Raw genomic sequence first — 13,807 nt, forward strand, 5'->3', positions numbered from 1 at the left:
ATGCGTAATCTTATTTTAATTTTGATTCTTTTTTGGGGCACTGTCTTTTATGCACAGGACATTTCTGCAGAAGAGTTATTGAACAAGTCGATAACATTTCACAATCCAAACCAAAAGTGGGAAAGTTTCAATGGATCATTTACGGTCCTTATGAACACCCCTAAATCCAGTGACCGGTTAAGTACCATTAAAATCGACTTATTAAAGGAACAATTTAGCTTATCTGTCGAAAAAGATAGTACTACTTACAGTTATCTGTTTAATAAAGAAAAATGTACTATACGTTTAAATGGCTCCACAGAAATCTCTGAGACAGATAGAAAAAAACATCGACTTTCGTGTGAGCGAGGAAAAATGATGCAAAACTATTACACCTATCTATATGGCCTCCCAATGAAGTTAAAAGACCCTGGAACCATTCTTGACGATACCGTTCAGAGCAAAACTTTTAAAGGCAAGAAATACCTTGTTCTAAAAGTAAATTATGAAGAGGAAGTGGGAAATGATGTTTGGTATTTCTATTTTGACCCCAACACCTACGCAATGGAAGTCTATCAATTCTATCATGATGAGAGTAAGGGAGATGGGGAGTATATCTTACTCAGCGGTTTGGAAGAAATCAATGGCGTAAAAATGCCAAAAACACGGGCTTGGTATTACAACAAGGATGATAAATATCTAGGAACTGATGTTCTGATTAAGCCTACGGTCCACTAAACCTCTAACGGTAAAAGTTCATTTCATCCATATATTTCCAAACTGATTCTGGAAGCAAGGGTCTTACATTTTTTCCAGCCTTATGCTGTTTTCTAATAAAGGTTGATGAAATCTCCATGATGGGGGCTTCAACAACTTGAATCTTTGGATGCCCCTCAAATTTATGTTTCATCTTCCCTTCAGAAATTCTTGGGTACACATAAATGGAATAATTCTCCAGAATGGTTTCAAAGTTTTTCCACTTGTGAAAACTTTTCAAATTGTCCTCTCCCATTATAAGTGAAAAATTGTTTTCAGCAGTATATTTTTCATCCAAATGAACCAACGTATCTATGGTATAATTGGGTTGGGGCAAATTAAATTCTATTTTGCTGGGCTGTAATTTTGGATAATCCTGTACAGCTTCAAAAACCATTTGATAGCGATGGTGGTCATCTAGCAAGGACTGTTTTGTTTTAAATGGGCTTTGAGGAGTAATCACAAACCAAACCTCATCCAAGTCCGAAAACTCCACCATATGATTAGCAATGACCAAATGGCCAATATGAATAGGGTTGAAGGTTCCAAAATATAGCCCTACATTTTTCATTTTTCTATTCTTCTTCTGAACTAGGTACCTTTGCTCCTATAAAATCGGATACCAATTCGTAGGATTCCTTTAGGGCAACATCTAAATCATAGTTTTTGATAACCTTATCAAACTGTGGTGCCGTGGCCAGCTCAACCGAAGCTTTTGCAACCCGCATATTAATCTTATCATCACTTTCCGTGCTTCGTTTTTTCAGTCTGATTTTTAATTCATCAACACTGGGAGGTTTTACAAAAACAGCTAAGGTTTCTTCCGGAAATTTCTTTTTTATACGCAATCCACCAACTACATCAATATCAAAAATTACATTTTTCCCCTCGGCCCAAAGACGTTCAACCTCAGTTTTTAAGGTTCCATAAAAATTATCGCGATAGACTTCTTCCCATTCCAAAAAATCTTCATTCTTAATATGGGTTTTGAATTGGGAAATGGACATGAAATAATAGTTGATGCCATGTTTTTCCTTTCCCCTTCTTGGGCGTGATGTAGCGGAAACGGAAAACGCCAGATTAAGCTCTGGTTGTTTCAGCAGATGCCTAACAATTGTAGTTTTTCCACTGCCCGAAGGAGCGGAAAATATAATAAGCTTCCCTCCTTTTTTCATAAAACATTCAACATTTGTTCTTTGATCTTCTCCAGCTCATCTTTCATTTGCACCACCAACTGTTGCATAGGTGCATAATTGGCCTTTGAACCAATCGTGTTAATTTCCCTACCAATTTCTTGAGCAATAAACCCAAGTTTCTTTCCATTGGAATCGTTAGATTCTAGCGTAGTTTCAAAATAGCCTAAATGGTTAGCCAAACGGACCTTCTCTTCAGTGATGTCGTATTTTTCCAAATAATAGATTAATTCTTGCTCAAATCTATTGGCATCCAATTCCACTTTCAAATCTGCAACTGCTTTTTCCAGACGTTCGCGAACCGTGTCCAAACGTTCCGGGTCGATGGCTTTCACATCATCCAATAAACGATTCAGGTTTTTAAGTCGGGCAATAAAATCCTTTTCCAATACTTGGCCTTCTTCATCACGGAAAATTTTGATTTCTGAGAGCGCCTGCTTCATTGCCTCCTTAATGGATTCATATTCTGTCTCGTCAATATCTCCTTTTTCTGTCTTCATTGCATCCGGCAAACGCAACGCCATTTCCAATAACTTCACCTTATCACCATCAGCAATATTGGCTAGTTGTTTCATATATTTTTTAACCACTGCTTCATTTACTTCGGCTGTTGTTTCTTCTCCGGTAATCTCAACATAAAGACCAAAGTCAACCTTACCCCTTACCAATACATCGGCAATCATTTTGCGCAATTCCAGCTCTTTTCCCCTGTAGAATTGTGGAATTCTGGCGTTGATGTCAAGACTTTTGCTGTTAAGCGATTTAAGTTCTATGGTAATCTTTTTGGAAGGAAGTTGCACGATATGCTTTCCAAACCCTGTCATGGATTGAATCATAAGGAATACTTAGATTTTGGCAAAGGTAACCAAAATAGGTTTTTGGTTTTATTGAATATAACTGAAAACAGAAAGGTTGAAAATATGCTAATCCAATTTTCTGACCCAAATATTTCTGTAGCTTACCCTGCTATTGTCTTTATGGTCTTGAAGCATCAAAGGAGCTTTCCCGTGAGCTTCATAGTTGGGCCATCCAATATATTCCGTTGGGCCTTCAAGAATAAAGTTATCCTGAATTAAAACCCCATTGTGCAACACGGTAACCGTTGCAGCTTTTTCAAGGTTTCCTCCTCTGCTGAATTTTGGCGCATGAAAAATAATATCATACGTATTCCATTCCCCTGAAGGTACGGAAGCCATCGCCAGTGGAACAGCCTGCTTATAAACGGATCCTACTTGACCATTTACATAGGTTGGGTTGTCGTTGTTATCCAGAACTTGGACTTCGTATCTTCTTTGCAGAAAAATCCCGCTGTTCGCTCTATGCTGACCTTCCCGTTGTACTTCTGCTGGTGATCTCCATTCAACATGAAGCTGCATACTTCCAAAATTTTCTTTTGTTTGAATATTCCCGGTCTTGTCCTTAACCGTCATGCTTCCATCATCATTTAAATGCCAGTTTACCGCAGTGCTATCAGTACTGCTAATCCATTTTGTAAAGTCTTTTCCATCAAAAAGAACAGTCGCATCACTTGGTGCACTTCCATTTTCCCCTGGTGTAACTTTTGGTGGAACCGGTTCATAATATTCGGTAGCCCCTGGCTTGGTTGGCTCTTTTTCCTGGCCTAAAGAAATGGTAACAACTAAGGCAAATAACGGTAATAGGATATTCTTGTATTTAGGCATATTACAGTTCCTTTATTTTTATATTTCTATAACCAATTACAATGGGCTCTCCATGGTCTTGTAATGCAATTTTCCCTGTTTGTGATTTCCCAAAGGCCTCCCAAGTGGCAAATTTGGATTTGGATACCATAGCATCCCAAGCTTCTCCATTTACGGGAAATTCGGTAATCAGAATATCATTTAAAACCACACTGCCCTTATTAGTTTTATGGTTTATAGAAATAGTATAGTGGTTCCACTCTCCAACCGGTTTTACCACATTTTTAGTTGGTGATACCATATCATACAAAGCTCCTGCTTGATGATTGGTCCCGTTCTTTGCATCTGGATGATCTATATTATCCAGCACTTGAATCTCAGGACCCGTGGTGTAGGGTTCTGGGTATTTTTCATCTTCAACAACCCCCCACATAATACCGCTATTTGCTCCACTATTTACCATCCACTCCACGGAAAGCACAAAATTGGTGTATTCCTTGTCTGTTATGATATTGAAACGACTCCCATCTTTTCGTGCTTCGGAAGTTTTGTTTAACAGCATAGCTCCATCTTGCAGGCTCCATGCTTCTTCAATGTCCCTTCCGGAATACACATGCCATCCATCCCAAGATGATCCATCAAACAAAACAGTCCATTCAGATTCTTCCTGTTCTATTTGTATTTCTGCTTCTTGCTCAACTTCTTTGGAATCTTCTTTTGGCTTTTCCTTACATGCAAAAACGACCAATACCAATGCGAACACAACTATTTTCTTCATAATCCCAGAATTTTTTTAAGTTTTTCAGTGTCTGTATTCCCTCCGGCAAAATCATCAAAAGTCTTTGTTGTAGCTTCTATAATATGATCGGCAATAAATTTTGCTCCTTCTCGCGCTCCTTGCTCCGGACTTTTAATACAACATTCCCATTCCATAACAGCCCAAACATCACAACCATATTGTGTTAACTTGGAAAAAATGGTTTTGAAATCAATCTGGCCATCTCCTAAAGAACGGTATCTTCCAGCTCTATCTCCCCAATCATTGTATCCGCCAAATGCTCCCTTCTTTCCCGTAGGATTGAACTCGGAATCTTTAACATGAAATGATTTTATAAACTCATGATAATGATCAATGTAAGCGATATAATCCAACTGCTGCAATACAAAGTGACTTGGGTCGTACAAAATATTGACCCGCTTATGATTCCCTGTCGCTTCTAAAAATCGTTCAAACGTATCGCCATCATGCAAATCCTCTCCCGGATGAATTTCATAACAAACATCCACACCTTCTTCATCAAAATGGTTTAAGATAGGCATCCACCGTTTTGCCAACTCTTCAAAACCCATTTCCACCAATCCAGGAGGTCTCTGTGGCCAGGGATGTGCGGTATGCCAAAGCAATGATCCGGAAAATGTAGCGTGCGCATTTATTCCCAGCCTTCGGCTTGCCGTAGCTGCTTTTTTTACCGTTTCAACTGCCCATTCTGTTCGTGCTTTTGGATTATTTCTCACGGATTCAGGCGCAAAACCATCGAACATTATATCATAAGCTGGGTGAACTGCCACCAGTTGACCTTGCAAGTGCGTGGACAGCTCGGTGATTTCCAAACCATACGAATTGATTTTCCCCTTTAGCTCATCGCAATAGTCCTGACTTTCTGCAGCCTTATCCAAATCTATTAGAAAAGATTCCCAGGTTGGTATTTGAATTCCTTTATACCCCAAACCCGAGGCCCATTTACATAAACCATCCAAAGAATTAAAAGGTGGTTGGCTATCTACAAATTGGGCAAGAAATACGGCAGGTCCTTTAATTGTTTTCATCTAATTTGCTTTTATGCGATGTTTTGGATTAATTTTTTAGAATATTCGGTTATATTTAGTCCTAATATTTTCTTTTTCTTGGAAAGAGAAAAGTACTAAAAAAACCGAAAACTAATACCATACATGGAAAATAGTTCTGCTCGAAATCTCTGGGGTGATTTTTTGGATGCACATTTGGAATTTGCTTCAGAAGACGCTCCAAAAGTAATTCGCTTCTGTGATAATGAAAAGGACGCAAATATCTGTGCAGATTTAGTTCGCAAAGATGTTAAACGTGCTACGTCCCATTCATTACTGGGACTGCAACTGCGGAAAGAGAAGCTTCCAAAAATAGGAGATTTTGCCGTTGTTACGGATTGGTCTGGAAATGCCAAGTGTATTATCCGAACTACCAGTGTAAGATTGGTTCCCTATTTTGCGGTGAATTCGGATCATGCACGATTGGAAGGTGAAGGTGACAAAAGCTTAGAGCATTGGCAAAAAACCCACTGGGATTATTATACCCGAGAACTCTCTCAGTTTGATAGAAAACCAAGGGAGAGTATGATAGTAGTCTTTGAAAATTTTGAAAAACTGTTTGAAAAATAAAATGGCCGCAAAAGCGGCCACTTTGTTTTTATAGTGTATACGCAAAGTATTAGTCCATATCCACCCAAACATTTCCTTGCTTGTGCGAAGCCACGGTGCTTTCAATAAAATTCAATCCCCGCACTCCATCTAACATCGTTGGAAACTCACCATCATTGTATTTTTCACCTCGAATTGCCCGGGCAGCTCCTAAATATATATTGGCCATGGCATCAAAAATTCCTTCTGGATGTCCTGGTGGCAGTTTGGTCCCATCCAAAGATAATTCCGAGTTGTATGCATGACCTGGTTTGTATATTTGAACAGGTTCCGTATCGCTCATTTTGTACAGGAAGTTTGGTTTTTCCTGTTCCCATCTAAAAGCTCCTTTTTCGCCATAAATAGCTATTGCCAAACCATTTTCTTCACCAGTGGCCACTTGACTGCCACGAATAACACCTTTTACATGTTTATCCATTCGGATGAGAACAGTTCCATCCACATCCATTTGATTATCATCGTACAAATAATTAAAATCACACAACAATGATTTTATCTTTAATCCAGTGGTAAATTCAATCATGTTGAACGCATGAACCCCGATATCTCCCATGCACGAACTTATTCCTGCTTTTTTAGGATCTAAGCGCCAAACAGAAGAACGTTTTTCCTTGTCATGGATAATAGTATTTATCCACCCTTGATAGTACCTTGCATCCACCTTATGGATTTTTCCCAAAGCTCCCGCTTTGATCATTTCCCGCATTTGGCGTACCATAGGGTACCCCGTATAGGTATGGGTAACGGCAAATACTGTTCCTGCTTTTTCCAAAGTATCTTGAAGAATCTTGGCTTCTTCATACGTTGTGGTCATCGGTTTTTCACAAATGACATGGAACCCGTTTTCCAACAATTTTTTTGCCATTGGAAAGTGAAGGAAATTAGGTGTTAATATGGAACAGACTTGAATACGTTCGTCCTCAGGAAGTTTTAATTCCTCTTCTACCAAAGTTTCAAAATCTTTATAAATACGATTGGTGGGAACGTCAATTTCCTTTGCAAAATTTATACTTTGATCCAAATCTGGGTTAAAGACCGCACCAACAATCTCATAATTATCGTTAATAAACGAGGCTACTCTATGAAGTACTCCAATAAGGGAATCTCCCCCTCCTCCTAGAATTCCGAGTCTTATTTTTTTAGGCATTATTCTTTTTTATTTTTAGTGTTCTTGTTTTAATCTTTTTTCCTCCAGCTTATTTCTCATCAGGAACAAAATTCCAAAAAGGACAATCAATATTACAGGAAGCCACATAATATTTCCCAATGTAGCTTGACCAGCTACTAGGTCTGCCGCTTCTGCAGAAACTCCGGAATCCAAGGCATTGGTGCGTTCTTCATCCAGCATTTGACCAATTTTTGGAAGTGAAATCCCTGTAATCAACATTCCAAACCCGCCTATGATTGACATTCCCAATGCTCCAGTTTTATGACTGTACTCACTTATAAATCCAATCATAGTAGGCCAAAAATACATAACTCCACATGAGAATAAAATAGCTGCAACATATACCATTGGACCTGTGGCACTTGACAATAAATAAAGTGCAAGAGAAGCAATTATTGCAGACCCAAACAAAACTCCAACTGGATTCAATTTATGAATAATCGGTCCCGCAAAATACCTTCCAACCGCCATCAATCCAGTAACTATTGCCAAAATAATAAGTGGTGGGGCTCCAGCTTGACCCAACAATCTTTCAATAAACTGACCTGTTCCAAGTTCTGTAGTGGCCGTTAAACCCATACATACAAGCATAAATATAAATAATGGTGTGAACATTGATTTGATATTCATCTTTATGTCTGATTCTATATTCTCTGCTTTTGGGAATTTTTGCCCAAGTATTAAATAGCCATAAATTAATGTAGGTATGATCATTATAGCTATTTGAATTTGCCATGAAAGTCCGGCATTTCCCATAAACTCACCAAGTAGAGCTCCAATAACTATCCCTCCCGGGAACCAAACATGAAACTTATTTAGCATAGTGGTTCTGTTCTTTGTGTACATATCCGCAATCAAAGGATTACATGCAGCTTCCACTGCACCATTGGCAAGGCCAATTAAGAAGGTTGATACAAGTAACGGAACAAAGCTTTTAGCAATAATTGTTAGAATCAATCCTAAGAGGTGACAAATAAATGCGACCCATAAGATTGGTTTAGGTCCGATTTTAGGGTAGATAAGACCCCCTATAATCATGGACACTGGAAATCCATAAAATGCCATTGAATTCATCCATCCAAGTTGGGTGTCATTGAATCCAAATTCAACATTTAATTCTCCCATAATTCCAGCCCTTAAAGCAAAGGTCATTGCCGTAACTATCAGCGATATGCATGAGGCAATAAATAATCGATTCTTGTTTATATTTTCCATGTTTACTAAATATATTGGTTGTTTAAGATTTATAAGTTACCTGTTCTTTTTTAAATAGCAAGGTGAACAACAGTAATACCACAAAAGCAAATATGGCTGGAATAATCCAAACATTTTCCCAACTGTGCCTATTTTCAGAAATTAAATACATGTCGGTAATCTTCCCTGCAACCCAAAAGCCTATCAACATTCCTACTCCATAGGTTGCTAGGGTAATAAGACCTTGGGCAGCGCTTTTGTATTTCTCACCTGCTTTGGAATCTGTGTAAATCTGACCGGATACAAAGAAAAAATCATAACATATCCCATGCAAAGCTATTCCAATTAGTAACATAAAGGCCATTTCACCAGCATTGCCATATGAAAATAATAAGTATCGGATAGTCCATGCCAGCATTCCCAACATGATTGTTTTTTTGAATCCAAATTTTTTGAAAAAATATGGAAGCAACAACATAAAAAGTATTTCCGATGCCTGCCCAATGGTCATCTTTCCGGTTGGGTTGTCCATCCCAATTTCTGAAAGAAATGGATTCGCATTTTGGTAATAAAATGCCAGGGGTATGCATATGAGTATTGAGGCAAGAAAGAAGACGAGAAAGTTTTTATCCTTTAAAAGCTTTAGTGCATCCAATCCCAATAAACTTGAAACGTTGACCTTTTCATTTTTCAATATTTTTGGAGGGGTCCTTGGAAGTATAAAGCTAAAAAGTCCCAGAATTGCAGAGGCAACAGCTACCATTAAAAAAGTGTTTTTTAGCATTCCTGCTGACCTTCCTTCTGGAGAATCCCAAAGAAATACATAACTAATTATCAACCCTGCAGCAATCCAGCCAATTGTTCCAAAGACTCGCACCAAGGAGAACTCCTTAGCGGGATCTTTCATTTGGTTGAATGCAATCGAATTCACCAAAGCCAGAGTAGGCATGTATAAAATCATATACCCAAAAACATAGGGGTAAAAGGAACCAAAACTATCTGCACCATACATTTGATACATTAAAAATGCCCCGGAAAGGTGTAAAATACCTAAAATTCGTTCTGCATTAAAATACCTGTCAGCTATCAGTCCTATAATAAACGGGGCAATAATAGCTCCCCATGATTGTGTTGAAAAAGCCAACGCTATTTCTCCACCTGAGGCATTTAAATTTTCTCCAAGAAAAGTACCAAGTGTAACGAACCACCCACCCCAAATGAAAAATTCAAAAAACATCATAAAAGAGAGTTGAAACTTAATTTTTGGACTCATAAAGAGAAATTATCTTTTATAGAATATGTAGTCCAACGATTCTGGTTCAATTCCATTCGTTCGAAAATCAGCCAAAATCTGTCCTCTATGGTGCGTGGAATGATTTACTACATGAAAAAGTATGTCCTTGAGCTCATTTGCATATGTTCTTCCCTTGCTGTTTTCATAATCTATTCTTTTGCTGAAATCATCTGCATTGGTTATGATTTCAAAAGAAGTTCTTTGATTTTCATAATGAATTTCTTCCCAACTTTCAATCAAGTGCACTTGCCAAACATCAAACTCTACTGGTTTTTCGACAATTCTTTTGTTCCATCTGTGATGTGCGTTCAAAATATGGCTAAATAAGTTTATGCTCTTTTCCGGAACCTTTTCCATAGCAACGCACTGCTCAATGAGCTTTTTATTGCAGTAGAAATTGTAATCGAAGAGTTGGTGTAAAAACCCCTTCATAAACTGAATTTTTATGCAGATTGATTAAGTAATTTTAGCAATAGGCTTTTTGTGGCAAGTATTCCTTCTTCTTCGCTCAGTTCTTTTCCTTCATATTCTACTCCTATATAACCAGAATAACCTGCATCTTTAACAATTTCCATCATACGAACATAATCCGTGTTGGTCTCGTTACCTAGTTCGTCAAAATCATGCGATTTTGCACTTACTGCTTTTGCAAAAGGCATTAATTCTGTAATTCCTTTGTAACGATCATATTCCTCAACACAAGCTGTATCAAAGTAAGACCCATCTTCTCTTTTTACACAAAAGTTACCAAAATCTGGAAGTGTACCACAGTTGGGCAGATTTACTTTTTCAATCACTTGAACCAGCATAGCAGCATTTGAAGAAAATCCTCCATGATTTTCTACAATGACATTAATGTTTTTATCCTGTGCATACTTGGAAAGCTGTGTAAGGCCATCAATAGATGCCGGAGTCCATTCCTCAGCAATCTTGCTCCCCATTAGGTTCACCCTTACAGAATGACAGCCCAAGGCTTTAGCTGCATCTACCCACTTAAAGTGATTCTCTACAGCGGCTTTTCTTTCTTTTTCATCTGCTGCCGACAAATCCCCTTCATGGTCAATCATGATAATCAGATTTTCCAATCCATGCTTTTCACTTTCCGTTTTGGATTTTTCTACAAACCTATCCATAGCTTCTTTAGAAAAATTAGCGGCTTTAAGCTCATCTTCATATAGCTGGCTTACGTACTCTAAGCCAGAAAACCCCCAACCTTTGGCTTTTTCAGCAAATAGATAAGGATCTAGTCCTTCTTCTTTGATCATTCTGTGTATGGACCATTGAGCAAGTGAAAGTTTAAACAATGACTCAACATGAGCATCCAATAAAGTATCTTCTTCTACCTCTGTATCCGCCATCTCCTTCTTCTTGTTTTGTTTACAACCATATATGCCTAATATGGATAATGCAATTCCAGCTTGGGCACTATTTTGAATAAAATTCCTTCTCTTCATAAGGTATTCTTGAAATATTGGATAAAATTAAAAACTATAACGTTATAGTGGCAAATTCTCAATAAACATAGGGAATAAATGTAGAAAATTAATTTAATAATTAATACATTTATGAAATAAACAATCCTTTTAAATGAGTAAATTTTATTACAACGAAGAGCAGGAATCATATGATGCTATTGTAGTAGGAACAGGCATTAGTGGTGGTTGGGCTGCCAAAGAACTATGCGAAAATGGTCTTAAAACATTGGTTTTGGAACGTGGTCGTATGGTTAATCACATCACAGATTATCCTACAGCAAATCTAGACCCTTGGGATTTTCCAAACAATGGTGAGTTGTCTCCAGATAAAATTGCGCGACAAGAAAAACAAAATAGAACAGGATATACAGTAAAAGCACCACATCATTTTTGGTTTGTGGACGATATAGACCATCCTTATAATGAGACCAAACGTTTTGATTGGATGCGAGGATATCACGTAGGTGGAAGATCTTTATTGTGGGGCCGCCATAGTTACCGATGGAGTCCTATGGATTTTGAAGCCAATAAGAAAGACGGAGTTGCTGTAGATTGGCCCGTTCGCTATAAAGATATTGCTCCATGGTATGATAAGGTTGAAAGTTATATTGGTGTTACTGGTGAATTATTGAATTTACCCCAGCTTCCTGATGGGAAATTTGAGCCCATGATGGAGTTGAACTGTGTGGAACAGCATGTTCGTGAACGCGTTGCCGACCATTTTGACGGACGTGTAATAACTGCCGGCAGAGTAGCCCATATAAATAGTGATAAAAAGTTTGAAGGTCTGAACCGTAGTTCTTGTAAGTTTAGAAATAGGTGTATAAGAGGATGTCCTTTTGGCGCATATTTCAGTAGTAACTCATCTACCTTACCAGCTGCTGAACGTACTGGAAACATGACCCTCAGACCAGATTCCATTGTACATGAGGTAATATATGATCCAGATACAAAAAAAGCCACTGGAGTCAAAGTTATAGATCGGGTTACCAAGGAAGTTTATGAGTTTAAGGCAAAGGTGATTTTCCTATGCGCCTCTGCTGTAGCATCCACTTCAATCTTAATGCAATCTAAATCGGATAGGTTCGAAAATGGCATGGGCAATGATTCTGGAGAGCTCGGCCACAATATTATGGACCATCACTTTAAAGCAGGAGCCAGAGGTAAAATGGATGGATTTACCGATAAATACTATAAAGGAAGGAAACCGAACGGGGTATACATTCCCCGTTTCCGCAATTTGGGAGGAAATAGTGACATGAAGGATTTTATTCGCGGTTACGGTTACCAAGGTGGGGCAAGCAGGGGCAACTATGAAGATATAGTAGCTGAGGTTTCCCACGGAAAAGAACTTAAAGATGCTATTCTAAATACAGGAGGGTGGCAAATGGGTATCAATGGGTTTGGTGAAATTTTGCCATATCACGAAAATAAAATGAGCCTAGATTATGATAAAAAGGACCAATGGGGTCTGCCAACAGTCACGTTTGATGCCGAGATAAAGGAAAATGAGTTAAACATGCGCAAAGACATGCAGGAGCAGGCTGCTGCCATGCTTGAAAAATCAGGAGTTCGGGATGTTGAAACTTATGATGAAGAGTATGCATTAGGTCTTGGAATCCATGAAATGGGAACCGCACGAATGGGTAGAGATCCAAAAACTTCTGTTGTAAATGGAAACAATCAAGTTCATACAGTTAAAAATGTTTACGTTACTGATGGTGCTTTTATGACATCTGCAAGTTGTGTAAATCCATCATTAACTTATATGGCATTTACTGCAAGAGCTGCCAATCATGCAGTGGAAGAACTTAAAAAAGGAAACATATAATGGAAAGAAGAGTTGCTTTAAAAAATATGGGGCTTGCCTTTGGCTATACTGTTGCTGCCCCTACCCTTTTAGGGATAGTACAGAGTTGTAATAGCAAGAAAGTATTGGACTGGACTCCAGATTTTTTCACCAAGGAGGAAGGAACAGTTTTACATACCCTTCTGGACATCTTATTGCCAAAAACTGATACTCCATCCGCCACAGAAGTAAATGTGCATGTTTTCATAGACAAATTTGCCAATGAGGTTTTGCCGAAGGAGCATCAAGATTTTCTAAAAATGGGCATGGGCAAATTTGTGGGTAAAGTTTTGGCTTCAGCCGAAAAAGAAACAATGTCAGAGTTGGATGAAGAAGATTTAGAACCAATTTTTGCCACATATCTCAAGAAAAGAACAGATGAGGTTGAAGAAACTCATGAGAAAGCTTTAGAAGCTTATTTTAAAGCTGTTGAAGAAACTGGAGGTGCTCAACTGGATGATGAGATTTCCTGTTATAGTTTTGCAAATTCGTTACGTGACATTTCTATCTGGTCCTACAAGACCTCTGAATATGTTGGTGAAGAAGTTTTAGCATATCTCCCTGTTCCAGGGGAATACATTGCTTGTGAAGATGAGCAAAAATTAACCCAAGGTAGAGCTTGGTCGTTGTAACTAAAAAACAATTTATAAAAAAGCCCGTTTTAAAACGGGCTTTTTTATTTTTCAAGTATCTGTTATTCAAAAAAACACCCCGGAAGTTGTTCTACGTGGGGTGAACTTTTCCGAGGCATTTGTTCAATAAACACTATCACATACTGATAAGT

General features: G+C 38.2%; 15 protein-coding genes. 4 read left to right on the plus strand and 11 right to left on the minus strand.

Annotated features, from left to right (window positions below):
• Positions 1–717 carry a DUF6503 family protein gene (locus tag AAY42_RS11595; protein ID WP_055395356.1) on the plus strand — a complete coding sequence of 239 codons (717 nt, stop codon included), beginning with the start codon at positions 1–3 and terminating at the stop codon, positions 715–717.
• A 4-nt stretch (positions 718–721) separates the two neighbouring features.
• On the opposite strand, the gene nadD is transcribed toward AAY42_RS11595, so the two are convergent.
• From nadD to AAY42_RS11625, 6 genes are all read right to left on the minus strand, one after another.
• Positions 722–1,306 carry a nicotinate (nicotinamide) nucleotide adenylyltransferase gene (nadD, locus tag AAY42_RS11600; RefSeq protein WP_055395358.1) on the minus strand — a complete coding sequence of 195 codons (585 nt, stop codon included), beginning with the start codon at positions 1,304–1,306 and terminating at the stop codon, positions 722–724.
• A gap of 4 nt (positions 1,307–1,310) precedes the next feature.
• Positions 1,311–1,910 carry a guanylate kinase gene (gene gmk / locus AAY42_RS11605; RefSeq protein ID WP_055395360.1) on the minus strand — a complete coding sequence of 200 codons (600 nt, stop codon included), beginning with the start codon at positions 1,908–1,910 and terminating at the stop codon, positions 1,311–1,313.
• The gene (locus AAY42_RS11610) at positions 1,907–2,764 is read right to left on the minus strand and encodes a YicC/YloC family endoribonuclease (protein WP_055395362.1); all 858 of its coding nucleotides are present in this window, start codon (positions 2,762–2,764) and stop codon (positions 1,907–1,909) included. The genes gmk and AAY42_RS11610 overlap by 4 nt, the downstream gene beginning before the upstream one ends.
• 87 nt (positions 2,765–2,851) lie before the next feature.
• Positions 2,852–3,610 (minus strand): 3-keto-disaccharide hydrolase, encoded by a 759-nt coding sequence (locus AAY42_RS11615; protein WP_055395366.1) that lies wholly within the window; start codon positions 3,608–3,610, stop codon positions 2,852–2,854.
• 1 nt (position 3,611) lies between these two features.
• Complete coding sequence (locus AAY42_RS11620) at positions 3,612–4,367, minus strand: 3-keto-disaccharide hydrolase (protein ID WP_055395368.1); 756 nt, start codon at positions 4,365–4,367, stop codon at positions 3,612–3,614.
• A complete protein-coding gene (locus tag AAY42_RS11625; RefSeq protein ID WP_055395370.1) occupies positions 4,364–5,416 on the minus strand; it encodes a sugar phosphate isomerase/epimerase family protein in 1,053 nt (350 codons plus the stop codon). The genes AAY42_RS11620 and AAY42_RS11625 overlap by 4 nt, the downstream gene beginning before the upstream one ends.
• A 123-nt stretch (positions 5,417–5,539) precedes the next feature.
• Here AAY42_RS11625 and AAY42_RS11630 point away from each other — a divergent pair, with 123 nt between their 5' ends.
• Complete coding sequence (locus tag AAY42_RS11630; RefSeq protein ID WP_055395372.1) at positions 5,540–6,004, plus strand: ASCH domain-containing protein; 465 nt, start codon at positions 5,540–5,542, stop codon at positions 6,002–6,004.
• 49 nt (positions 6,005–6,053) lie between these two features.
• On the opposite strand, the gene AAY42_RS11635 is transcribed toward AAY42_RS11630, so the two are convergent.
• Genes AAY42_RS11635 through AAY42_RS11655 form a run of 5 tightly spaced genes read right to left on the minus strand, consistent with a single transcriptional unit; the run spans position 6,054 to position 11,153 of the window.
• Positions 6,054–7,190: a Gfo/Idh/MocA family protein gene (locus AAY42_RS11635; protein WP_055395374.1), complete on the minus strand. Its 1,137-nt coding sequence runs from the start codon at positions 7,188–7,190 to the stop codon at positions 6,054–6,056.
• Between the two features lie 15 nt (positions 7,191–7,205).
• Positions 7,206–8,426, minus strand: a complete 1,221-nt coding sequence (locus AAY42_RS11640; protein ID WP_055395376.1) for an MFS transporter — start codon at positions 8,424–8,426, stop codon at positions 7,206–7,208.
• 22 nt (positions 8,427–8,448) lie between these two features.
• Positions 8,449–9,678, minus strand: a complete 1,230-nt coding sequence (locus tag AAY42_RS11645; RefSeq protein ID WP_055395378.1) for an MFS transporter — start codon at positions 9,676–9,678, stop codon at positions 8,449–8,451.
• Positions 9,679–9,687: 9 nt separating this feature from the next.
• On the minus strand, positions 9,688–10,131 hold the full coding sequence (locus tag AAY42_RS11650) for a DinB family protein (protein ID WP_055395380.1): 444 nt from the start codon (positions 10,129–10,131) through the stop codon (positions 9,688–9,690).
• Positions 10,132–10,142: 11 nt separating this feature from the next.
• Positions 10,143–11,153 (minus strand): sugar phosphate isomerase/epimerase family protein, encoded by a 1,011-nt coding sequence (locus AAY42_RS11655; RefSeq protein ID WP_055395382.1) that lies wholly within the window; start codon positions 11,151–11,153, stop codon positions 10,143–10,145.
• A gap of 133 nt (positions 11,154–11,286) precedes the next feature.
• Here AAY42_RS11655 and AAY42_RS11660 point away from each other — a divergent pair, with 133 nt between their 5' ends.
• Both AAY42_RS11660 and AAY42_RS11665 read left to right on the plus strand, forming a co-directional pair.
• Complete coding sequence (locus tag AAY42_RS11660) at positions 11,287–13,005, plus strand: GMC oxidoreductase (protein WP_055395385.1); 1,719 nt, start codon at positions 11,287–11,289, stop codon at positions 13,003–13,005.
• Positions 13,005–13,655: a gluconate 2-dehydrogenase subunit 3 family protein gene (locus AAY42_RS11665; protein ID WP_055395387.1), complete on the plus strand. Its 651-nt coding sequence runs from the start codon at positions 13,005–13,007 to the stop codon at positions 13,653–13,655. Before AAY42_RS11660 ends, AAY42_RS11665 begins: the two co-directional genes overlap by 1 nt.
• Positions 13,656–13,807 lie beyond the last annotated feature (152 nt).

The sequence above is a fragment of the Flagellimonas eckloniae genome (assembly GCF_001413955.1).
Taxonomy (GTDB): domain Bacteria; phylum Bacteroidota; class Bacteroidia; order Flavobacteriales; family Flavobacteriaceae; genus Flagellimonas; species Flagellimonas eckloniae.

Coding starts and splice junctions, on each gene's coding strand:
- AAY42_RS11655 (WP_055395382.1), bottom strand. CDS start 11,153: ATGAAGAGAAGGAATTTTATTCAAAATAGTGCCCAAGCTGGAATTGCA.
- AAY42_RS11650 (WP_055395380.1), bottom strand. CDS start 10,131: ATGAAGGGGTTTTTACACCAACTCTTCGATTACAATTTCTACTGCAAT.
- gmk (WP_055395360.1), bottom strand. CDS start 1,910: ATGAAAAAAGGAGGGAAGCTTATTATATTTTCCGCTCCTTCGGGCAGT.
- AAY42_RS11595 (WP_055395356.1), top strand. CDS start 1: ATGCGTAATCTTATTTTAATTTTGATTCTTTTTTGGGGCACTGTCTTT.
- AAY42_RS11620 (WP_055395368.1), bottom strand. CDS start 4,367: ATGAAGAAAATAGTTGTGTTCGCATTGGTATTGGTCGTTTTTGCATGT.
- AAY42_RS11610 (WP_055395362.1), bottom strand. CDS start 2,764: ATGATTCAATCCATGACAGGGTTTGGAAAGCATATCGTGCAACTTCCT.
- nadD (WP_055395358.1), bottom strand. CDS start 1,306: ATGAAAAATGTAGGGCTATATTTTGGAACCTTCAACCCTATTCATATT.
- AAY42_RS11665 (WP_055395387.1), top strand. CDS start 13,005: ATGGAAAGAAGAGTTGCTTTAAAAAATATGGGGCTTGCCTTTGGCTAT.
- AAY42_RS11645 (WP_055395378.1), bottom strand. CDS start 9,678: ATGAGTCCAAAAATTAAGTTTCAACTCTCTTTTATGATGTTTTTTGAA.
- AAY42_RS11625 (WP_055395370.1), bottom strand. CDS start 5,416: ATGAAAACAATTAAAGGACCTGCCGTATTTCTTGCCCAATTTGTAGAT.
- AAY42_RS11640 (WP_055395376.1), bottom strand. CDS start 8,426: ATGGAAAATATAAACAAGAATCGATTATTTATTGCCTCATGCATATCG.
- AAY42_RS11630 (WP_055395372.1), top strand. CDS start 5,540: ATGGAAAATAGTTCTGCTCGAAATCTCTGGGGTGATTTTTTGGATGCA.
- AAY42_RS11660 (WP_055395385.1), top strand. CDS start 11,287: ATGAGTAAATTTTATTACAACGAAGAGCAGGAATCATATGATGCTATT.
- AAY42_RS11635 (WP_055395374.1), bottom strand. CDS start 7,190: ATGCCTAAAAAAATAAGACTCGGAATTCTAGGAGGAGGGGGAGATTCC.
- AAY42_RS11615 (WP_055395366.1), bottom strand. CDS start 3,610: ATGCCTAAATACAAGAATATCCTATTACCGTTATTTGCCTTAGTTGTT.